The sequence below is a fragment of the Micromonospora sp. NBRC 110038 genome, assembly GCF_020884815.1.
Taxonomy (GTDB): domain Bacteria; phylum Actinomycetota; class Actinomycetes; order Mycobacteriales; family Micromonosporaceae; genus Micromonospora; species Micromonospora haikouensis.
The window spans coordinates 1285627-1308824 of the sequence record NZ_BBOL01000001.1; the positions used below are offsets into that span (position 1 = coordinate 1285627).

General features: G+C 74.5%; 5 protein-coding genes. 4 read left to right on the forward strand and 1 reads right to left on the reverse strand.

Annotated features, from left to right (window positions below):
* The first annotated feature begins 20 nt into the window (after positions 1-20).
* Together LPU61_RS05460 and LPU61_RS05465 are read left to right on the forward strand one after the other, a co-directional pair.
* Positions 21-1601 (forward strand): bifunctional 3-(3-hydroxy-phenyl)propionate/3-hydroxycinnamic acid hydroxylase, encoded by a 1581-nt coding sequence (locus tag LPU61_RS05460; protein ID WP_043962707.1) that lies wholly within the window; start codon positions 21-23, stop codon positions 1599-1601.
* Between the two features lie 23 nt (positions 1602-1624).
* Positions 1625-2512 (forward strand): cyclopropane-fatty-acyl-phospholipid synthase family protein, encoded by an 888-nt coding sequence (locus tag LPU61_RS05465; RefSeq protein ID WP_077937012.1) that lies wholly within the window; start codon positions 1625-1627, stop codon positions 2510-2512.
* Positions 2513-2567: 55 nt separating this feature from the next.
* On the opposite strand, the gene LPU61_RS05470 is transcribed toward LPU61_RS05465, so the two are convergent.
* Positions 2568-3326 (reverse strand): thioesterase II family protein, encoded by a 759-nt coding sequence (locus LPU61_RS05470; protein WP_305071869.1) that lies wholly within the window; start codon positions 3324-3326, stop codon positions 2568-2570.
* Between the two features lie 286 nt (positions 3327-3612).
* Between LPU61_RS05470 and LPU61_RS05475 the strand changes: the two genes are divergently transcribed.
* Both LPU61_RS05475 and LPU61_RS05480 read left to right on the forward strand, forming a co-directional pair.
* Positions 3613-9168 carry a type I polyketide synthase gene (locus LPU61_RS05475; RefSeq protein WP_229404311.1) on the forward strand — a complete coding sequence of 1852 codons (5556 nt, stop codon included), beginning with the start codon at positions 3613-3615 and terminating at the stop codon, positions 9166-9168.
* 40 nt (positions 9169-9208) lie between these two features.
* Positions 9209-23134 (forward strand): type I polyketide synthase, encoded by a 13926-nt coding sequence (locus tag LPU61_RS05480; protein ID WP_374199622.1) that lies wholly within the window; start codon positions 9209-9211, stop codon positions 23132-23134.
* Positions 23135-23198 lie beyond the last annotated feature (64 nt).

Below are 23198 nucleotides of genomic sequence, written 5' to 3' on the forward strand. Positions count from 1 at the left end.
GCGGACCCGGGGGGACGGCGATGACCGACGTACTGATCGTGGGCTACGGCCCGGTGGGCCAGGTGGCGGCGATCCTGCTCGCCCAGCGCGGCTTCACCGTGCAGGTGGTGGAGAAGTGGGCCACCCCCTACAGCATGCCCCGCGCCGTCTCCTACGACGGCGAGGCCAGCCGCATCCTCGCCGCCTGCGACCTCGGCGACACCCTCGACCCGGTGTGCGAGCTGTCCGGCGAATACACCTGGAAGAACGGCTTCGGCCGCACCCTGCTGCACGTCAAGGTCGCCGAGGACGGCCCGACGGGCTGGCCCGACTCGATCTCCTTCTACCAGCCCGGCCTGGAGGCCGCCCTCGCCGCGCGCGGCGCGGCCCTGCCCGGCGTACGGGTGCTGCGCGGCGTCGAGGTGACCGACCTCGCCGACCACGGCGACCACGTCGAGGTGGCCGCCGTCGACGCCGACGGCACGCCCCGCACCTTCACCGCCGACTGGGTGCTCGGCTGCGACGGCGCGAACAGCTTCGTCCGCCGCTGGCTCGGCGCGACCGTCACCGACCTCGGGTTCGGCTACGACTGGCTGGTCTGCGACGTCGTGCTGAACGAGCCCGTCGAGTTCAAGCCCAACAACCTGCAGATCTGCGACCCGGCCCGCCCCCGCACCGCCGTCTCCGCCGGCCCCGACCACCGGCGGTGGGAGTTCATGCGGGTGCCGGGGGAGACCCTGGAGGAGTTCCAGACCGAGGCCAGCGTGTGGCGGCTGCTCGGCCTGTTCGACATCACCCCCGCCACCGCCCGCCTCGACCGGTACGGCGTCTACACCACCCAGGCCTGCTACGCCGACACGTGGCGCTCCGGGCGGGTGTTCCTCGCCGGGGACGCCGCCCACGTCATGCCGCCCTTCCTCGGCCAGGGCATGAGCTCCGGCTTCCGCGACGTCATCAACCTGGCCTGGAAGCTGGACCTGGTGCGCCGGGGACTCGCCGACGCCACCCTGCTCGACACGTACGAGGTGGAACGCAAGGCGCACGTGCAGCACGCCATCCGCATGTCCATCGACTCCGGCAAGGTGATCTGCGAGACCGACCCGAAGCAGGCCGCCGGCCGCGACTCGGTGATGCTCGCCGCGCTGCGCCGCCGTACCCAGCAAAAGCACGCCCGGTCGCTGCGCGAGGCCATCGCCGACGGGGTGCTGCACCGCCGTCCCGACGGCACGCCCGCCCCGCGAGCCGGCGACCCCGTACCCCAGGGGCGGGTGGCCGCCGACGGGCGCACCGGGCGCTTCGACGACGTCGTCGGCCGCGGCTTCGTGCTGATCACCCGCGCCGACCCGGCCGCCGCCCTCGACGACGCCGCCACCGCGTTCCTCGACGCCCTCGACGTCCGCCGGGTCACCGTCCGTCCCGCCGACGCCGACGCCGACGCGGCCGGCACCGACGTCGTCGACCTCGACGGCGTCTACCTCACCTACCTGGCCGGCGCGGACGCCGACGCCGTGCTGGTCCGGCCCGACTTCTACGTCTTCGGCGTCGCCGCCGGCCCCACCGGCCTGGCCGCCCTGGTGGACGACCTGCGCCAGCAGGTCTCCGCCCGGGTGCCGCAACCCTGACCACCTGCTGCGCAAGGAGTGACATGCTGGAGAACCTCCGCACCCTCGGCCGGGTCATCCGCACCCTGGCCACGAAGGACCCGGTGACCCGGGTCCGCCGCTTCTACGAGATCCAGTCCCCGAACGTGGAGTTCGCCGCCCGCACCACCCGCTACATGAACGTCGGCTACTGGGAGGACGGCGTCACCAGCCTCGACGTGGCCGGCGAGGCGCTGGCCATGAAGCTCGCCGACGCGGCCGGCTTCAAGCCCGACGACACCGTCCTCGACGTCGGCTTCGGCTACGGCGACCAGGACTTCGCCTGGCTGCGCGAGCGCCGCGTCGCCAAGGTGCACGGCATCAACGTCACCCCCCGCCACGTCGAGCACGCCCAGCAGCGCGCCCGCCGCGAGGGCCTGGCCGAGCAGGCCGAGTTCCAGCTCGGCAACGCCCTCGCGCTGCCCTTCGCCGACGGCACCTTCGACCGGGTCGTCGCCCTGGAGTCGGCGTTCCACTTCTATCCGCGCAGCGCCTTCTTCGCCGAGGCGTTCCGGGTGCTCAAGCCCGGCGGCACCCTCGCCACCGCCGACATCATCCCGCTCAGCAACGACACCGCCCGCATGTCGATCAACTCGGGCCCGTTGAGCTTCATCAAGTTCAGCATCCCCGACGAGAACTGGCACGACCGCGCCGGCTACGCCGAGCAGCTCACCGCCGCCGGCTTCGCCAACGCCGACGTGCAGTCCATCCAGGACCGCACCTGGGAGGGCTGGCGGCGGTTCCAGGCCAGCCGCCCGTCCGACCCCGCGTTCCAGGCCGAGGCCGACCGCAGCGCCGTCAAGGGCATGGCCAACCACTGGCGCGACGAGACGCTCATCAAGAAGGAACTCGCGCTGCTCGACTACGTCATCGCCGTCGCGCACAAGCCGTGACACCGACGCGGCCCCCGCCGGTGTCCGGCGGGGGCCGCGCCACGAACCACTGCGGTCAGGACACCGGCGTACGCGCCAGAGCCGCCGAGATCGTACGCAGGATCGCCGGCTGGTGCTGCGCCAGGAAGAAGTGCCCACCCGGGAACACCTGAAGGTCGAACGCGCCCGTGGTGTGCCGCTCCCACGCCCGCGCCTCGTCGACCGTCGTCTTCGGGTCGGCGTCGCCCGTGAACACCGTCACCGGGCAGCCCAGCTTCGGCCCCGGCGTGTACTCGTACGTCTCGGCCGCCCGGTAGTCGTTGCGGATCGCCGGCAGCGCCGCCCGCAGCAGCTCCGCGTCGCCGAGCACCGCCGAGTTCGTGCCACTGAGCTTGCGTACGTCGGCGAGCAGCCCCTCGTCGTCGAGCAGGTGCACCGTCTCGTGCCGTGGGCACGACGGGGCCCGCCGCCCGGACGGGAACAGGTGCGCCGCCGACGCGCCCGTCTCCGCCTCGATCAGCCGCGCCACCTCGAAGCCCAGCGTCGCGCCCATGCTGTGTCCGAAGATCGCCAGCGGCTGGTCCAGCCACGGCCGCAGCACCCCGAACACCTGCCGGGCCAGCTCCGGCAGGTTGTCCACGCACGGCTCCTGGCGGCGGTCCTGCCGCCCCGGATACTGGATCGCGAGCACCTCCACCGCCGGCGACAGCGCCCGCGACACGGGAAAGTAGAAACTCGCGGACCCACCGGCGTGCGGCAGGCACACCAGCCGCCGCGCCCCGGCCGGCGCCGGGTGGAACCGGCGGACCCACAGGCCGTTGTCTGAGTCGGTCATGCGTACACGCGGTCCTTCCAGCGGTGGTGCCGGGATCCGCCGGCACCGGTGCGATCAAAAGGACGCTAATCGGATCCACCGGGGGCGGCCACCCCTAGCGGACCGCCGCGCGGGTTAGGGGTTGTCGCAGGTCATCGCGACGCCATAGCTTTCCCCGGCAGAGGGGACCCGGGGGCTGCCGGCCGCATTGTGCAAAGGACGTAGAACCGATCTGGCCTGAGGAATTCGCGCATTCGTCCCGTCGCCTACGTCAGGTCTCCGCCGGCCACCGCGATGGGTCAGGTTGATGGACACCGAAGAGAAGCTCCGGGAGTATCTGAAGAGGGTCACCACCGACCTGCGGCGGACCCGGCAACGCCTCCGCGACGTCGAGGACGCCGCCGGGCAGCCGATCGCCATCGTCGGGATGGCCTGCCGCTTCCCCGGCGGGATCACCTCGCCCGACGCGCTGTGGGACCTCGTCGCCGCCTCCGGCGACGCCGTCGGCCCGTTCCCCGCCGACCGGGGCTGGGACCTCACCGACCTGCACGACCCGACCCGCGAACGCCCCGGCACCTCCTGCGTCGCCGAGGGCGGCTTCGTCCACGACGCCGGTGACTTCGACCCCCGGTTCTTCGGCATCTCCCCCCGCGAGGCCCTCGCCATGGACCCGCAGCAGCGGCTGCTGCTGGAGGTGTCCTGGGAGGCGTTCGAGTCCGCCGGGATCGACCCGACCGGGCTGCGCGGCGGCCGCGTCGGCGTGTTCGCCGGCCTCACCCACGGCGACTACGCCGCCGGGGCCACCGACGTCCCCGACGGTGTCGTCGACTACCTCGGCCTCGGCAACGCCGGCAGCATCAGCTCCGGCCGCGTGGCGTACGCGCTCGGGTTCGAGGGCCCGGCCGTCACCGTCGACACCGCCTGCTCGTCGTCGCTGGTCGCCCTGCACCTCGCGGCGCAGTCGCTGCGCTCCGGCGAATCCGACCTGGCCCTGGCCGGCGGCGTCACCGTGATGCCCACCCCCGCCGTCTTCGTCGACTTCACCCGGCAGGGCAACCTGTCCATGTCGGCCCGGTGCAAGGCGTTCGCCGACGGCGCCGACGGCACCGCCCTCGCCGAGGGCGTCGGCATGCTCCTCGTGGAACGCCTCGACGACGCCCGGCGGCTCGGCCACCGCGTCCTCGCCGTGGTGCGGGGGAGCGCGGTGAACCAGGACGGCGCGTCGAACGGGTTGACCGCGCCGAATGGTCCGTCGCAGCAGCGGGTGATCCGGCAGGCCCTCGCGTCGGCGCGGCTGTCGCCGGCCGACGTGGACGTGGTCGAGGCGCACGGCACGGGCACCACCCTCGGCGACCCGATCGAGGCGCAGGCGCTGCTCGCGACCTACGGGCAGGGTCGGGAGACGCCGCTGCTGCTCGGGTCGATCAAGTCGAACCTCGGCCACCCCCAGGCTGCCGCCGGCGTCGCCGGGGTGATCAAGATGGTGCAGGCGATGCGACACGGCCTCGTCCCCGCCACCCTGCACGTCGACACGCCGTCGTCCAAGGTGGACTGGTCCTCAGGCGCGGTCGCCCTCGCGACCGAACCGACGCCGTGGCCGGCGGCCGACCGCCCGCGCCGGGCGGCGGTGTCGTCGTTCGGGATCTCCGGCACCAACGCGCACGTGATCGTCGAGCAGGCGGAGCCGGCCAACGCGGAGCCGACGGCGCCGGTCAGGCTGCCGGTGGTGCCGTGGCTGGTGTCGGCGCGTACGGCCGACGCCCTTGCCGGGCAGGCGGGCCGGCTGGCCGGGCACGTCCGGGAGCGGTCCGGGCTGTCGCCGGTCGACGTGGGTTGGTCGCTTGCGACGTCGCGGGCCGCCCTGGAGCACCGGGCGGTGCTCCTCGGCGCCGACGGCGACGCCCTGCTGTCCGGCCTGGACGCGCTTATCGCCGGCGAGACCGCCCCGGGTGTGGTCACCGGCGAGGTGTCGTCGGGTCGTCGGGTGTTGTTGTTTACGGGTCAGGGTGCGCAGCGGTCGGGGATGGGTCGGGAGTTGTATGTCCGGTTCCCGGTGTATGCGGACGCGTTCGACCGGGTGTGTGCCCTGTTCGCGGGCCGGCTTGAACGTTCGTTGCGGGAGGTGGTGTTCGCATCACCGGGCTCTGATCTGGCGGGGTTGTTGGATCAGACGGTGTACACGCAGGCGGGTCTGTTCGCCCTGGAAGTGGCGTTGCATGAGCTGTTGGCCTCGTTTGGTGTGACGGCCGACTATCTCGTGGGTCATTCGATCGGTGAGGTGACGGCCGCCCATGTGGCGGGTGTGTTGTCGTTGGAGGACGCGTGCGCGTTGGTGGCGGCGCGTGGCTCGCTGATGCAGGGCCTGCCGTCCGGCGGCGGGATGCTCGCCGTCGGTGCGTCCGAGGCCGAGGTGCGTGCGCTGGCCGGTGACGGTGTGGACGTGGCGGCGGTGAACGGCCCGCAGTCCGTGGTGCTGTCGGGGCCGACGACCGACCTGGACGTGATCGCCCAGCGGTGTGCCGAGCGGGGTTGGCGGGCGAAGCGGCTGCCGGTGAGTCATGCGTTCCATTCGCGGTTGATGGAGCCGATGCTCGCCGAGTTCCGGACGGTCCTGGCGGGCCTGGACTGGCAGACGCCGAGGCTGCCCATCGTCTCCAACCTGACCGGCAGGGTCGCCGAGGCGGGGGAGATCACCAGCCCCGACTACTGGGTGCGGCATGTGCGGGAGGCCGTGCGGTTCGGCGACTCGATCACCACCCTGCATGGGTTGGGCGTGACCTCGTTCGTGGAGGTGGGGCCGGATGCGACGTTGACGGCGATGGCGGCCGACGTTCCGGCGGAGCGGCCGGTGCACCTGGTGGCGGCGCTGCGCCGTGACCAGTCCGAGGCGACCGGCATCGTGAACGCCCTGGCCCGGCTGCACGTCACCGGCACGCCCGTGGACTGGGCGGCGTGGTTCACCCACACCGGCGGCCGGCTGTGCACCGTGGACCTGCCCACCTACGCCTTCCACCACCAGCGCTACTGGCTCGACGCGAGCCCGTCCGGGGCCGACGCCTCCGGCCTCGGGGTCCGCAGCGCCGGGCACCCCCTGCTCACCGCCGAACTCGTCTCCGCCGACGACGACACCCGCCTGTACGGGGGCCGGCTGTCGGTGCAGACCCAGCCCTGGCTCGCCGACCACGTCGTGTGGGGCTCCGTTCTCGTGCCGGGCACCGCGCTCGTCGAGCTCGCCCTGCACGCCGGAGCACAGGCCGCCTGCGACACCCTCGCGGAGCTGACCCTCGCCGCCCCACTCGTCCTGCCCGAGCAGGGCGCCCGCGCGGTGCAGCTCAGCCTCGCCGCCCCCGACGAACACGGCCGCCGCCGGCTCGCCATCCACTCCCGGCCCGCCGACGACCCGCACGGCGACTGGACCCGGCACGCCGACGGGGTCCTCGCCCCCGGCGGCGGCGACGCCCCCGAGGCGCTCACCGAGTGGCCGCCCGCCGACGCCACCCCCGTGCCCGTCGAGCCCATCTACGCCCAGCTCCACCGCCTCGGCGTCGACCACGGGCCCACGTTCCGGGGGCTGCGCGCCGCGTGGCGTACCCCCGATGCCGTGCTCGCGGAGGTCGTGCTGCCCGACGGCGTCGCCGCCGACGGGTTCGGCCTGCACCCCGCGCTGCTGGACGCGGCGCTGCACGTCGTCGGCCTCACCGACGCCGACGACGCCGACGAGACCGCCGGGGCCCGACTCCCGTTCGCGTGGTCCGGCGTCGCGCTCGCCGCCGTCGGCGCGACCCACCTTCGGGTACGCGTCACCCGCGCCGGCTCCGCCGTCACCCTCACCCTCGCCGACGGCACCGGCGCGCCCGTCGCCCGGGTCGACTCGCTCGTCTCCCGGCCCGTCGGCGCCGACCAGCTCGACCCGAACGGCCCCGCCGACCTGCCCCTGTTCGACCTGCGCTGGACCGCGCTGCCCCTGCCGCCCCGCCCGGCGACCGGCATCGTCGCGCTCGACGCCGCCGGCTCCACCGCAACCGCCGCCGCGTCGCTGCCCGACGGGCTCCCCGCGCTCGCCGACGCCGTCGCCGCCGGCCGGCTCGACCCCCGGTTCGTGCTGCTGCCCGCCGGAGACCTGTCGCCCGCCGGGACCACCCCGCCCGGCGACCCCCTCGACGCCACCCGCGCCCGGCTCGCCGACACCCTCGCCGCCGTCCAGGGCTGGCTGGCCGACGACCGGCACGCCGACCGCCGGCTCGTCGTGCTCACCCGCGGCGCGGTCCCCGCCACCGCCACCGGCGACGTGACCGACCTGCCCGGCGCGGCCGTCTGGGGCCTGGTCCGCTCCGCGCAACTGGAACACCCCGGCCGGCTCGTGCTGGTCGACCTCGACCCCGAAGCCGGCCCCGACATCGACGCCGACCTGCTCGGCCGGGCCCTGGCCAGCGACGAACCCCAGCTCGCCCTCCGCGCCGGCCAGCTCCTCGCGCCCCGGCTCGCCCCCGCCGAACCCGACCCCACGGGGGCCGTCGACCTCCTCCCCGACGGCACCGTGCTCGTCACCGGCGCCACCGGCACCCTCGGCGGCCTCCTCGCCCGCCACCTCGTCACCGCCCACAAGGTCCGGCACCTGCTCCTCGCCGGCCGGCGCGGCGGCGACGCCCCCGGCGCCGCCGACCTCCTCGCCGAACTCACCCGCCTCGGCGCGCACGCCCGCTTCGTCGCCTGCGACGTCGCCGACCGCGACCAGGTCGCCGCGCTGCTCGCCACCGTCGCCGCCGAACACCCCCTCACCGGCGTCGTGCACGCCGCCGGGGTCCTCGACGACGCGACCGTCACCGCGCTCACCCCCGAGCGGATCGCCGCCGCGCTGCGCCCCAAGGCCGACGCCGCCTGGCACCTGCACGACCTCACCCGGCACCTGGACCTGCCGATGTTCGTGCTGTTCTCGTCCATCGCCGGCCCCCTCGGCGGCCCCGGGCAGGGCAACTACGCGGCGGCCAACGCGTTCCTCGACGGGCTCGCCCAGCACCGGCGCGCCGCCGGCCTCGCCGCCACCTCCCTGGCCTGGGGGCTGTGGGAGACCGACAGCGGGATGACCCGCGACCTGGGCACCGCCCGCCGGGAACGGATGGCCCGCCAGGGCATCACCCCCCTCGCGGTCGGGCAGGCGCTCGCCCTCTTCGACGCCAGCCGCAGCAGCCGGCAGCCGCTGCTGCTGCCCGTCCGCCTCGACCTCGCCGCGCTGCGTGCCCTCGCCACCGTCGACCACCTGCCCGCGCCGCTGCGCGGCCTGGCCGGCGTCCGCGCCCGGCGCAGCGCCGCCGGGTCCGCCGCACCGGCCGGCAACTTCCGCGACCGGATCGCCGACGCCCCCGACGCCGAGCGCCGGCGGCTCGTCGAGGAACTCGTCACCGGTCAGGTCGCCGAGGTCCTCGGGTACGCCACGGCCGCCGCCGTAGCCCCCGGCCAGTCCTTCACCGAACTGGGCTTCGACTCGCTGACCGCCGTCGACCTGCGCAACCGGCTCACCGCCCGCACCGACCTGACGCTGCCGGCCACCCTCGTCTTCGACCACCCCACCCCCGAGGCGCTCACCGGGCACCTGATGACGCAGCTCGGCACCGGCCGGTCCGCGCCCACCCTCCTCGACGAACTGGACCGGCTGGAGGCGGCGTTCGCCGCGACCCCCGCCGAGGCCCTCGCCGAACTCGCCGCCGACGAGGAGACCCGCGCCGCCGTCGCCGCCCGCCTGCGGGCGCTGCTCACCCGCTGGGACGGCGACAGCGGTGACACCGCCGGCGTCGCCCAGGTGATCGACGACGCCAGCGACGACGAACTCTTCGACTTCATCGACAGCACGTTCGGTCGCTCCTGACCGTCGTACCGCCCCGCTTGCCGACCAACGCGACAGGTGAATCCCGATGGCGAACGAAGCCAAGCTCCGTGAGTACCTCAAGCGCGTCACCGCCGACCTCGCCGAGACCAGCGAGCGCCTCAAGGCGGCCGACGCCAAGAACCACGAGCCCATCGCCATCGTCGGGATGAGCTGCCGCTACCCGGGCGGCGTCCGCTCGCCCGAGCAGCTGTGGGAACTCGTCGCGACCGGCACCGACGGCGTCACCGGATTCCCCACCGACCGGGGCTGGGACACCGACGCCGCGTACGACCCGACCGGGCAGCGCCGGGGCAGCACGTACGCGCGGGAGGGCGGGTTCCTGCACGACGCCGGTGACTTCGACTCGGAGCTGTTCAAGGTCTCGCCGTACGAGGCCCTCGCCATGGACCCGCAGCAGCGGCTCATGCTGGAGGCGTCCTGGGAGGCGATCGAGGACGCCCGCATCGACCCGCTGTCCCTGCGCGGCAGTCGCGTCGGCGTGTTCGCCGGCATGATGTACCACAACTACGCCGCCGGGCTGGCCGAGGTGCCCGAGACCCTGGACGCGTTCATCGGCGGCGGCACCGCCAGCAGCGTCCTCTCCGGCCGGGTCGCCTACACGTTCGGGTTCGAGGGGCCCGCGCTCACCGTCGACACCGCCTGCTCGTCGTCCCTCGTCGCGCTGCACCTCGCCGTGCAGTCGCTGCGCTCCGGCGAGTGCACCCTCGCGCTGGCCGGCGGCGTCACCGTGATGACCACCCTGGAGACCTTCGTCGACTTCAGCCGGCAGCGCGGCCTCGCCCCCGACGGGCGGTGCAAGTCGTTCGCCGAGGGCGCCGACGGCACCGGCTGGTCCGAGGGCGTCGGCATGCTCCTCGTGGAACGCCTCAGCGACGCCCGGCGGCTCGGCCACCGCGTCCTGGCCGTGGTACGCGGTAGCGCGGTGAACCAGGACGGGGCGTCGAACGGTCTTACCGCGCCGAATGGGCCGTCGCAGCAGCGGGTGATCCGGCAGGCCCTGGCGTCGGCTCGGCTGTCGCCGTTGGACGTGGACGTGGTGGAGGCGCACGGCACGGGCACCACGCTGGGTGACCCGATCGAGGCTCAGGCGTTGTTGGCGACGTATGGGCAGGGGCGGGAGACGCCGCTGCTGCTGGGGTCGGTGAAGTCGAATCTGGGTCACACGCAGGCGGCGGCGGGCGTCGCCGGGATCATCAAGATGGTCCTCGCCCTGCGGCATGGCGTGGTGCCGGCGACCCTGCACGTGGATGCGCCGTCGTCGAAGGTGGACTGGTCGTCTGGTGCGGTCGAGTTGGTGACGGAGCCACGTGAGTGGCCGGTGGTGGGTCGGCCGCGTCGGGCGGCGGTGTCGTCGTTCGGGATCTCGGGGACGAATGCGCACGTGATCGTGGAGCAGGCGGATCCGGTGGAGGCCGAGGTCGGGTCGGCCGGTTCCGTCGGCCTGCCGGTGGTGCCGTGGTTGGTGTCGGCGCGTTCGGCGGAGGCTCTCGGTGGGCAGGCGGTGCGGCTGGCCGACTTCGTCCGGGAGCGTTCCGGGTTGTCGCCGGTCGACGTGGGCTGGTCCCTCGCTACGTCGCGGGCTGCTCTGGAGCACCGGGCGGTGCTCCTCGGCGCCGACCGCGATGCCCTGCTGTCCGGCCTGGACACGCTGGCCGCCGACGAGACCGCCCCGGGTGTGGTGGCGGGTGAGGTGTCGTCGGGTCGTCGGGTGTTGTTGTTCACGGGTCAGGGTGCGCAGCGGTCAGGGATGGGTCGTGAACTGTATGTCCGGTTCCCGGTGTATGCGGAGGCGTTCGACCGGGTGTGTGGGCTGTTCGCGGGTCGCCTCGATCGTCCGTTGCGGGAGGTGGTGTTCGCGGAGTCGGGTTCCGACCTGGCGGCCCTGTTGGATCAGACGGCGTTCACGCAGGCGGGTCTGTTCGCCCTGGAAGTGGCCCTGTACGAGCTGTTGGCCTCGTTCGGCGTGACGGCCGACTATCTCGTGGGGCATTCGATCGGTGAGGTCACGGCCGCGCATGTGGCGGGTGTGTTGTCGTTGGAGGACGCGTGTGCGTTGGTGGCGGCGCGTGGCTCGCTGATGCAGGCGTTGCCTGCTGGTGGCGGGATGTTGGCGGTGGGCGCGGCGGAGGCCGAGGTGCGTGCGCTGGCCGGTGCTGGTGTGGACGTGGCGGCGGTGAACGGTCCGCAGTCGGTGGTGTTGTCGGGGCCGGTCGCCGACCTGGACGTGATCGCCCAGCGGTGTGCGGAGAAGGGGTGGCGGGCGAAGCGGCTGCCGGTGAGTCACGCGTTCCATTCGCGGTTGATGGAGCCGATGCTCGCCGAGTTCCGGTCGGTCCTCGAAGGCTTGGATTGGCAGACGCCGAGGTTGCCGATCGTGTCGAACGTGACGGGGCGCATCGCGGAGACGGCCGAGATCACCAGCCCTGACTACTGGGTGCGGCATGTGCGGGAGGCCGTGCGGTTCGGCGACTCGATCACCACCCTGCACGGGCTGGGCGTGACCTCGTTCGTGGAGGTGGGGCCGGACGCGACGTTGACGGCGATGGCCGCCGACACCCCGGCGGAGCGTCCGGCGCACCTGGTGGCGGCGCTGCGCCGTGACCAGGACGACACGACCGCCCTGGTCACCGCCCTCGCCCGGCTGCACGTCACCGGCACGCCCGTGGACTGGGCCGCCTGGTTCACCCACACCGGCGGCCAGCCCCGCACCGTCGACCTGCCCACCTACGCCTTCCACCACCAGCGCTACTGGCTCGACGCCCGCACCCGCCCCCACGGCACCGCCCCCGCCGGGTCGAGCCTCGACTCGTGGCGGTACCGGGTCACCTGGCAGCCGCTGGCCGACCACCACCGGCGGGAGGCCGACGACCTCCTGCTCGTCGTGCCCGACGACACCCTCGTGCCCGACGACGGGGCGGCCGGACAGTGGGCGAGCGCGCTCGCCGCGCCCGGCGTACGGGTGCTGCGGGTCGCCGCCGACCGGGACCGGGCCGGCCTCGCCCGCGACCTCGCCGACGCGTACGCCGACGGCCAGGGGCGACCCGGCACCGTCCTGTCGCTGCTCGGCCTCGCAACCGGCGGCCACCCCGACGCCGCCTCCGTGCCCGCCGGCCTCGCCCACACCGTCGCCCTCGCCCAGGCCCTCGGCGACGCCGCGATCCCCGCCCGGCTCTGGATCGCCACCCGGGGCGCGGTCTCCGTCGACCCCAGCGACCAGGCCGTCGACTGCGACCAGGCGGCCCTGTGGGGCTTCGGCGGCGTGCTGCGCGCCGAGCACCCCCAACGCTGGGGCGGGCTCGTGGACCTGCCCCCGACCGCCGACGCGCGCGGCGTACGACAGGTGCGGCGGCTGCTCGGCGGCGAGCGCGCGGAGGACCAGCTCGCGGTGCGCGCCACCGGCACGTACGCCCGGCGGTTGACCCGCGCCCGGCGGCCCGCCACCCCCGCACGCGCCTGGACCCCGCGCGGCACCACCCTCGTCACCGGCGGGACCGGCGCGCTCGGCGGGCACGTCGCCCGCGCCCTCGCGGCGGCCGGGGCCGATCACCTGCTGCTGGTCAGCCGCCGTGGCCCCGACGCCCCCGGCGCCGCCGCCCTCGCCGAGGAACTGACCGCCCTCGGCACCCGCGTCACCGTGGCGGCCTGCGACGCCGCCGACCGGGACGCCCTGCGCGACCTGCTCGCGGCGATCCCCGCCGACCTGCCGCTCACCGCCGTCGTGCACACGGCGGCGGCGCTCGACGACACCGTGGTCGACGCCCTCACCGCAGACCGGATGGCGACCGCCCTGCGCGCCAAGGTCGACGCGGCCCGCAACCTCGACGAGCTGACCCGGGACCACGAGCTGTCCGCGTTCGTGCTGTTCTCCTCCCTCGCCGGCACCATGGGCGGACCCGGGCAGGCCAACTACGCCCCCGGCAACGCCTGGCTCGACGCCCTCGCCCGGCGCCGCCGCGCCGAGGGGCTGCCCGCCACCGCCATCGCCTGGGGGCTGTGGGCCGACGGTGGCGTCAGCGCAGGCGACTTCGAACACCGGATGGCCCGCAACGGGTTCGGGGCGATGGATCCCGCCACGGCCGTCCGCGCCCTCACCGGCACGTTGGAGGACGACGAGATCCACCTCGTCGTCGCCGACGTCGACTGGGACCGGGTGGCGGGCAGCGCCGCCGGCCGCCGCCCCGACCCGCTGATCCGGGGCCTGCTGACCGCGCCGCAGGTCACCGACGCCGCCACCGCCGACCGGGCAGCCGGCGGCGGTGCCCTGCGGGACCGCCTCGCCGGGCTCACCGACGCCGAGCAGCTCGACACCCTCCGCGACCTGGTGCGCGCCGAGGTGGCGGCGGTGCTCGGCCACGGCAGCGCCGACCGGGTGCCGGCCGAACGCGCGTTCCGGGACCTCGGCTTCACCTCGCTGACCGCCGTCGAGCTGCGCAACCGGCTCGACGCCGCCACCGGGCTGACCCTGCCCGCCACGCTCGCCTTCGACCACCCCAACCCCACCGCCCTGGCGGCCCACATCCGCGCGGAACTGCTGGGCGGGCAGTCGCCGTCCGCGACGGCCCCGGCCGTACGCCCCGTCGACGACGACCCGATCGTCATCGTCGGCATGGGCTGCCGCTTTCCCGCCGGGGCCGGCTCGCCGGAGGAGTTCTGGCGGCTGCTCGCCGACGGCGTCGACGCCATGTCGGACTTCCCCACCGACCGGCACTGGGACCTGACCGCGCTCCACCACCCCGACCCCGGGCACCCCGGGGCGTCGTACGTGACGCAGGGGGCGTTCCTCGCCGACGCGGGGGCGTTCGACGCCGGGTTCTTCGGCATCTCCCCCCGCGAGGCCGTCGCCATGGACCCGCAGCAGCGGCTGCTGCTGGAGGTGTCCTGGGCGGCGATCGAGGACGCCCGGATCGACCCCCTCACGCTGCGCGGCGGGCGCGTCGGCGTCTTCGCCGGCACCAACGGGCAGGACTTCGACAACCTCATCCGCAACGGCGGCGAACAGCTCGCCGGCTACGGCGCCACCGGGGCCTCCGCGAGCGTCCTGTCGGGGCGGGTGGCGTACTCGTTCGGGTTCGAGGGGCCGGCGGTCACCGTCGACACGGCGTGCTCGTCGTCGCTGGTGGCGCTGCACCTGGCGGCGCAGTCACTCCGGTCGGGCGAGTGCGACCTCGCGCTGGCCGGCGGCGTCACCGTGATGGCCACTCCCGGCGCGTTCGTCGAGTTCTCCCGGCAGCGGGGACTGTCCGCCGACGGGCGGTGCCGGTCGTTCGCGGAGTCGGCGGACGGGACGGGTTGGGGCGAGGGCGTCGGGGTGCTGCTGGTGCAGCGCCTGTCGGACGCCCGGCGGGACGGCCGTCGGGTCCTCGCCGTGGTGCGCGGTAGCGCCGTGAACCAGGACGGTGCGTCGAACGGTCTTACCGCGCCGAATGGGCCGTCGCAGCAGCGGGTGATCCGGCAGGCCCTGGCGTCGGCTCGGCTGTCGCCGTTGGACGTGGACGTGGTGGAGGCGCACGGCACGGGTACCACGCTGGGTGACCCGATCGAGGCTCAGGCGTTGTTGGCGACGTATGGGCAGGGGCGGGAGACGCCGCTGCTGCTGGGGTCGGTGAAGTCGAATCTGGGTCACACGCAGGCGGCAGCCGGCGTCGCCGGTGTGATCAAGATGGTGCAGGCGATGCGGCACGGGGTGGTGCCGGCGACCCTGCACGTGGATGCGCCGTCGTCGAAGGTGGACTGGTCGTCTGGTGCGGTCGAGTTGGTGACGGAGCCACGTGAGTGGCCGGTGGTGGGTCGGCCGCGTCGGGCGGCGGTGTCGTCGTTCGGGATCTCGGGGACGAATGCGCACGTGATCGTGGAGCAGTCGGATCCGGTGGAGGCCGGGGCCGGGTCGTCCGGGCCGGTGGAGTTGCCGGTGGTGCCGTGGTTGGTGTCGGCGCGTTCGGCGGAGGCTCTCGGTGGGCAGGCGGTGCGGCTGGCCGACTTCGTCCGGGAGGGCTCCGGGTTGTCGCCGGTCGACGTGGGCTGGTCCCTCGCTACGTCGCGGGCTGCTCTGGAGCACCGGGCGGTCGTCCTTGGGGCGGGTCGAGACGACCTGCTGTCCGGGCTGGATGCGGTGGCGGCCGGCGTGGCGGCTCCGGGTGTGGTGGCGGGTGAGGTGGTCTCGGGTCGTCGGGTGTTGTTGTTTACGGGTCAGGGTGCGCAGCGGTCGGGGATGGGTCGGGAGTTGTATGACCGGTTCCCGGTGTATGCGGACGCGTTCGACCGGGTGTGTGCCCTGTTCGCGGGCCGGCTTGAACGTTCGTTGCGGGAGGTGGTGTTCGCATCACCGGGCTCTGATCTGGCGGGGTTGTTGGATCAGACCGTTTACACGCAGGCGGGTCTGTTCGCCCTGGAAGTGGCGTTGCATGAGCTGTTGGCCTCGTTTGGTGTGACGGCTGACTATCTCGTGGGGCATTCGATCGGTGAGGTCACGGCCGCGCATGTGGCGGGTGTGTTGTCGTTGGAGGACGCGTGTGCGTTGGTGGCGGCGCGTGGCTCGCTGATGCAGGCGTTGCCTGCTGGTGGCGGGATGTTGGCGGTGGGCGCGGCCGAGGCCGAGGTGCGTGCGCTGGCTGGTGACGGTGTGGACGTGGCGGCGGTGAACGGTCCACAGTCCGTGGTGCTGTCGGGGCCGGTGGCCGATCTTGATCGGATCGCGGGGGAGTGCGTGGATCGGGGTTGGCGGGTCAAGCGGTTGCCGGTGAGTCACGCGTTCCATTCGCGGTTGATGGAGCCGATGCTGGCGGAGTTCCGGACGGTGCTCCAAGGCTTGGACTGGCGGGCCCCGAGGCTGCCGATCGTGTCGAACGTGACGGGCAGGGTGGCGGAGGCGGGGGAGATCACCGACCCCGAGTACTGGGTGCGGCACGTGCGGGAGGCGGTCCGGTTCGGCGATGCCGTGGCTACCCTGCACGACCTGGGCGTCAGCAGCTTCGTGGAGGTGGGGCCGGATGCGACGTTGACGGCGATGGCTGCCGACACGCCCGTCGGCCGTCCGGTGCACCTGGTGGCGGCGCTGCGCCGTGACCAGTCCGAGGCGACCGGCATCGTGAACGCCCTGGCCCGGCTGCACGTCACCGGCACGCCCGTGGACTGGGCCGCCTGGTTCACCCACACCGGCGGCCAGCCCCGCACCGTCGACCTGCCCACCTACGCCTTCCACCGCAGGTGGTACTGGCCCGAGCCCGTATCGGCTGTCGGCGGCACCTCGCGAGCGAGCGACGACATCGACGAGCGGTTCTGGGCGGCGGTGGAGCGGGAGGACCTGACCGGCCTCGGTGCGGAGTTGGCGGCGGAGCAGCCGCTGCGTGACCTGCTGCCGAAGCTCGCCCGCTGGCGGCGGGCGGGTCAGCGGCGGTCCACCGTCGACTCGTGGCGCTACCGCGTCGAGTGGCGGCCCGCTCCGGCCGTACCGTCGGAGGGGTTGACCGGGAGGTGGCTTGTCCTGGTGCCCCCGGCGCAGGCCGACCACCCCCTTGCCGAGGGCCTGGCCGCGCACGGCGCGGAGGTCCTGACGGTCAGCCTCGACCCGGCGGGGACGAACCGGGACGACGCGGCCGAGCGGCTGCGGGCCGCGCTGCCCAGCCCGGGTGAGATCGCCGGGGTCCTGTCGCTGCTGTCGCTGGCCGGTGCCGGCGTGGGCGAGACCCTCGCCGTGGTGCAGGCGCTGAACGACTGCGGCGTCAGCGGCCGGGTGTGGTGGGTGACCCGGAGCGCGGTGTCCGTGGGCAGGTCGGACGCCCCGGTCGACCCGGTCGCGGCGGCCGTGTGGGGCGTGGGCCGGGTGGCGGCGTTGGAGCTGCCGGGCTGGTGGGGTGGCCTGGTGGATCTGCCGGAGGTGGTGGACGGTCGGGCGGTGCGGCGGGTGTGTCAGGTGTTGGCGGCGGGTGTCGAGGATCAGGTGGCGGTGCGGTCGTCGGGGTTGTTCGTGCGGCGGCTGGTGCGGGCGGGTGGTGAGTCTGCGCGGCGGGAGTTCCGGTTGTCGGGGACGGTGCTGGTCACCGGCGGCACCGGGGCGTTGGGCTCCCGGGTGGCGCGGTGGGCGGTGGGTGTCGGGGCAGAACACCTTGTGTTGACGAGTCGGCGTGGTGAGCGGGCTGTGGGTGCGGTGGAGTTGGCGGAGCGGTTGCGGGCGTCCGGGGCGCGGGTGACGGTGGCGGCGTGTGACGTGGCGGACCGGTCGGCGCTCGGCGCGCTGCTCGACGGCCTCGCCGACGCCGGTGACCCCGTCCGCGCCGTCGTGCACGCCGCCGGAGCGCCCCAGTTCACCCCGCTGGCCGACGTCACGCCGGACGAACTGCGCGAGGTGCTGCGCGCCAAGGTCGACGGGGCGGCGCATCTCGATGCGTTGCTGCCGGAGTTGGACGCGTTCGTGGTGTTCTCGTCCATCGCCGGGGTGTGGGGCTCGGCCGGGCAGGCCGGCTACGCGGCGGCCAACGCCTTCGTCGACGCCCTCGTCGCGCGCCGACGGGCCCGGGGCACCGCCGCCACGGCCGTGGCGTGGGGCCCGTGGGCGGGTGCCGGCATGGCCGTCCAGGGCGAGGCGCAGGAGCAACTGGCCCGCCGGGGGCTGCCGGCGATGGATCCGGAGCTGGCGGTCGCCGCGTTGCAGGCGGCCCTCGACCGGGACGACACGAGCGTCGTCGTCGCCGACGTCGCCTGGGACCGGTTCTCCGCCTCCTTCACCGCCCTGCGACCCAGCCCCCTGCTGGACGAGATCCCCGAGGCGCGGCCCGCGTCGCCCGCCGCCGCCGCCGATGCGGGGGAGGAACGGGCGCAGCTCGGCCGCCGGCTCGCCACCCTGACGACCGCCGAACGGGACGCGTATCTGCTCGACCTCGTGCGCGCCCAGGTGGCCGCGGTGCTCGGGCACGCCACGCCGGACGCCGTCCCCGCCGACCAGGCGTTCCAGCGGCAGGGCTTCGACTCGCTGACCGCCGTGGAGCTGCGCAACCGGCTCACCGCCGAGACCGGCCTCGCCCTGCCCAGCACCCTCGTCTTCGACCACCCGACGCCGCTGGCGCTCGTCGCCCACCTGGCCGCCGAGCTGACCGGCACCCCGGCCGGGGCGGTGGAGCGGGAGCGGGTCGCGGCCGTCGACGACGACCCCATCGTGATCGTCGGCATGGCCTGCCGCCTGCCCGGCGGAGTCGACACCGCCGACCAGCTGTGGGACATGCTCACCGCCGGGCGCGACGGCATCTCCGACTTCCCCCTCGACCGGGGCTGGGACAGCTTCCTCGACGGCCGGCTGTCCGACACCTCGTTCCCCCGCCAGGGCGGCTTCGTCTACGACGCGGGGGCGTTCGACGCCGGGTTCTTCGGCATCTCCCCCCGCGAGGCCGTCGCCATGGACCCGCAGCAGCGGCTGCTGCTGGAGGTCTCCTGGGAGGCGGTCGAGTCGGCGGGCGTGGACCCGTCCCGCCTGAAGGGGGAGCGGGTCGGCGTCTTCGCGGGTGCCAGCTTCCAGGGGTACGCGTCCACGGCCATGGGCCGGGACCAGGAGGTCGGCGGCCACCTGCTCACCGGCAACGCGACCAGCGTCCTGTCCGGGCGGGTGGCGTACTCGTTCGGGTTCGAGGGGCCGGCGGTCACCGTCGACACGGCGTGCTCGTCGTCGCTGGTCGCGTTGCACCTGGCGGCACAGTCACTGCGTTCGGGCGAGTGCGACCTGGCCCTCGCGGGCGGCGTGACGGTCATGGCCTCACCGGCGACCTTCGTCGAGTTCGCGAAGCAGGGCGGCCTCTCCGCCGACGGGCGGTGCCGGTCGTTCGCGGAGTCGGCGGACGGCACCGGGTGGGGTGAGGGCGTCGGGGTGCTCCTCGTCGAGCGGCTGTCGGACGCGCGGCGTAACGGTCACCGGGTTCTCGCGGTCGTGCGCGGCTCCGCCGTGAACCAGGACGGTGCGTCGAACGGGCTCACCGCGCCGAATGGTCCGTCGCAGCAGCGGGTGATCCGGCAGGCCCTCGCGTCGGCGGGGTTGTCCACGGCCGACGTGGACGTGGTGGAGGCGCACGGCACGGGCACCACGCTGGGTGACCCGATCGAGGCGCAGGCGTTGCTTGCGACGTACGGGCAGGGTCGGGGCGACGCCGCGCCGCTGCTACTCGGGTCGATCAAGTCGAACATCGGCCACACGCAGGCGGCGGCCGGTGTCGCCGGGGTGATCAAGCTGGTCCTCGCCCTGCGACACGGCGTGGTGCCGGCGACCCTGCACGTGGACGAGCCCTCCACGAAGGTGGACTGGACGTCGGGCGCGGTCACGCTGGTCACCAAGCGGCGCGAGTGGCCGGCGGTGGTGGACCGCCCGCGCCGGGCCGCCGTCTCCTCGTTCGGCATCTCCGGGACCAACGCCCACGTGATCCTCGAGCAGGCGGAGCCCGTCGAGGCCGAGCCGCCCCGGCCCGTTGACCTGCCCGTGGTGCCCTGGCTGGTGTCGGCGCGCACGCCGGAAGCCCTCGCCGCGCAGGCCACCCGGCTCGCCGAGCACCTGGGATCCGACGCGGGGCCGACGGCGACCGACATCGCCTGGTCGCTCGCGACCGCCCGCGCCGCCCTGGAGCACCGGGCTGTCGTCCTCGGCGCGACCGGGGACGACCTGCGCGAGGGGCTTGCCGCGCTGGCCGGCTCCGTTGCGGCACCCGGTGTGTTCACCGGTGAGGTGGTCTCGGGTCGGCGGGCGTTGTTGTTCACGGGTCAGGGTGCGCAGCGGTCGGGGATGGGCCGGGAGTTGTACGACCGGTTCCCGGTGTACGCGGATGCTTTCGACCGGGTGTGCGCCCGGTTCGAGGGCCGGTTCGACCGCTCGTTGCGGGAGGTGGTGTTCGCTTCACCGGGCAGTGATCTGGCAGGGCTGTTGGATCAGACGGCGTACACGCAGGCGGGCCTGTTCGCCCTGGAAGTGGCGCTGCACGAGCTGCTCGCTGCCTTCGGCGTGACCGGCGACTACCTGGTGGGGCATTCGATCGGTGAGGTGACGGCGGCGTATGTGGCGGGTGTGTTGTCGCTTGAGGATGCGTGCGCGTTGGTGGCGGCGCGGGGCCGGTTGATGCAGGCGTTGCCCAGCGGTGGCGGGATGTTGGCGGTGGGCGTGGCCGAGGGAGAGGCGCGCGGGTTGGCCGGTGACGGTGTGGACGTGGCGGCGGTGAACGGTCCTCGGTCGGTGGTGCTGGCCGGCGAGGTTGTCGAGTTGGATCGGATCGCGGGGGAGTGCGCCGAGCGGGGTTGGCGGGTCAAGCGGCTGCCGGTGAGTCACGCGTTCCACTCGCGGCTCATGGAGCCGATGCTGGCCGAGTTCCGCACGGTCCTGGCTGGCCTGGAGTGGCGTGCGCCGAGGCTGCCGGTCGTGTCGAACCTGACGGGGCGGGTGGCGGAGGCGGGGGAGATCACCGACCCGGAGTACTGGGTGCGGCATGTGCGGGAGGCGGTGCGGTTCGCCGACTCCATCGCCACCCTTCGTGAGCTGGGCGTGTCGACGTTCGTGGAGGTGGGGCCGGACGCGACGTTGACGGCGATGGCCGCCGACACCCCGGCCGACCGTCCGGCGCACCTGGTGGCGGCGCTGCGCCGCGACCAGCCGGAGGTGACCGCCCTGGTCACCGCCCTCGCCCGGCTGCACGTCACCGGCACGTCGATCGACTGGGCGACCTGGTTCACCCACACCGGCGGTCGGCCCCGCACCGTCGACCTGCCCACCTACGCCTTCCAGCAGCAGCGCTACTGGCTGCACGACGCTTCGCCGGCCGCCGTCGCGTCCACCGGCGGGGGCTCGGCGACCGACGAGCGGTTCTGGGCGGCGGTGGAGCGGGAGGACCTGACCGGCCTCGGTGCGGAGTTGGCGGCGGAGCAGTCGCTGAGTGACCTGCTGCCGAAGCTCGCCCGCTGGCGGCGGGCGGGTCAGCAGCGGTCCACCGTCGACTCGTGGCGCTACCGCGTCGAGTGGCAGGCCGCACCCGATGCGCGGGCGGAGCTGACCGGGACCTGGCTGGTGCTGGTGCCGTACGACGGGGTCGATGCCCCGGTGCTCGCGGCCGTGACCGAGGGGATCGCCTCGGCCGGGGCGAAGGTCCGGACGTTGACGCTCGACGGCCCGGCGGACGACCGCGAACTGGTGGCGAAGTCGCTCCGCGACGTCGGCGAGGCCGCCGGTGTGGTGTCGCTGCTGTCGCTGGCCGGCGTCGGCGTGGGCGAGGCGCTGGGGGCGGTGCAGGCGCTGGCCGCCGCCGACCTGGGCGGCCGGGTGTGGTGGGTGACCCGGGGCGCGGTGTCCGTGGGCGCGTCGGACGCCCCGGTCGACCCGGTCGCCGCTGCCGCCTGGGGCCTGGGCCGGGTGGCCGCGTTGGAGGAGCCACGACGGTGGGGTGGCCTGGTGGACCTGCCGGAGGTGGTGGACGCCCGCGTGGTCCGCCGGGTGTGTCAGGTGCTGGCGGCGGGTGTCGAGGATCAGGTGGCGGTGCGGTCGTCGGGGTTGTTCGTGCGCCGGCTGGCCCGTGCCGGCGGTGAGTGTGCGCGGCGGGAGTTCCGGTTGTCGGGGACGGTGCTGGTCACCGGTGGTACGGGGGCTCTCGGTTCCCGGGTTGCGGAGTGGGCGGTCGGTGCGGGTGCCGGGCATGTGGTGTTGGTGAGTCGGCGTGGTGAGCGGGCTGTGGGTGCGGTGGAGTTGGCGGAGCGGTTGCGGGCGTCCGGGGTGCGGGTGACGGTGGCGGCCTGTGACGTGGCGGACCGGTCAGCGCTGGGCGCGCTGCTCGACGGCCTCGCCGCCGACGGTGACCCGGTGCGCGCCGTCGTGCACGCGGCGGGCGCGGCGCACTCCACCCCGCTGGGCGAGCTGACCGCCGACGAGCTGCGCGAGGTGCTGCGCGCCAAGGTCGACGGGGCGGCGCATCTCGATGCGTTGCTGCCGGAGTTGGACGCGTTCGTGGTGTTCTCGTCCATCGCCGGGGTGTGGGGCTCGGCCGGGCAGGCCGGCTACGCGGCGGCCAACGCGTACCTCGACGGGCTGGTGGCCCGGCGGCGCGCCCGGGGTGCCGCCGGCACCGCGGTGGCGTGGGGCCCGTGGGCCGGCGCGGGGATGGCGCATGGCGAGCAGCAGGAACAGCTCGGCCGCCGGGGGCTGCCGGCGATGGATCCGGAGCTGGCGGTCGCCGCGTTGCAGGCGGCCCTCGACCGGGACGACACGAGCGTCGTCGTCGCCGACGTCGCCTGGGACCGGTTCGCCGCCTCCTTCACCGCCCTGCGGCCCAGCCCCCTGCTCGGCGGCATCCCCGAGGCCGGTGCCGTCGAACGCCCGGAGACGCCGCCGTCGGGCACCGGCGCCCCGCAGCAGCTGCGGGACCGGCTGGCCGCCGCGGGCGACACCGAGCGGGACCGCATCCTGCTCGACCTGGTACGCGGCACCGCCGCCACCGTGCTGGGGCATCGCACCCCGGCAGCGATCCGTGCCGCCCGGGGCTTCCTGGAACTCGGCTTCGACTCGCTGACCGCCGTGGAGCTGCGCAACCGGCTCACCGCCGAGACCGGCCTCGCCCTGCCCAGCACCCTCGTCTTCGACTATCCGACGCCGGCCGCGCTCGCCGAGCACCTGCGCGCCGAGCTGGTGCCGCACGGGGCGGCCACCCCGGTCGTCGCCGAGATCGAACGGCTTGAGGAACTGCTGCGGACCGTCCCCGCCGACCGGCGCGACGACTCGGAGATCACCCGCCGCCTGGAGGATCTGCTGGCCCACTGGCGAGGTGCCACCGCCCCGTCGTCGCCATCCCCCGCCTCGCTGGATCCGGCCTCGCTGGATCCCTCGTCGCCGGCTTCCGCGTCGCCCGCCCCGGCCGAGGCCGTAGCCGTGGCCGACGACCTGTCCACCGCCACCGAGGACGACATCTTCGCCATCATCCAACGCGAATTCGGCAAGTCCTGACCCACCCCACCCCCCGCCCCCACCCCCACCCCCCACCCCCCGCCCCCCCCGCCCCCCGCCCCGG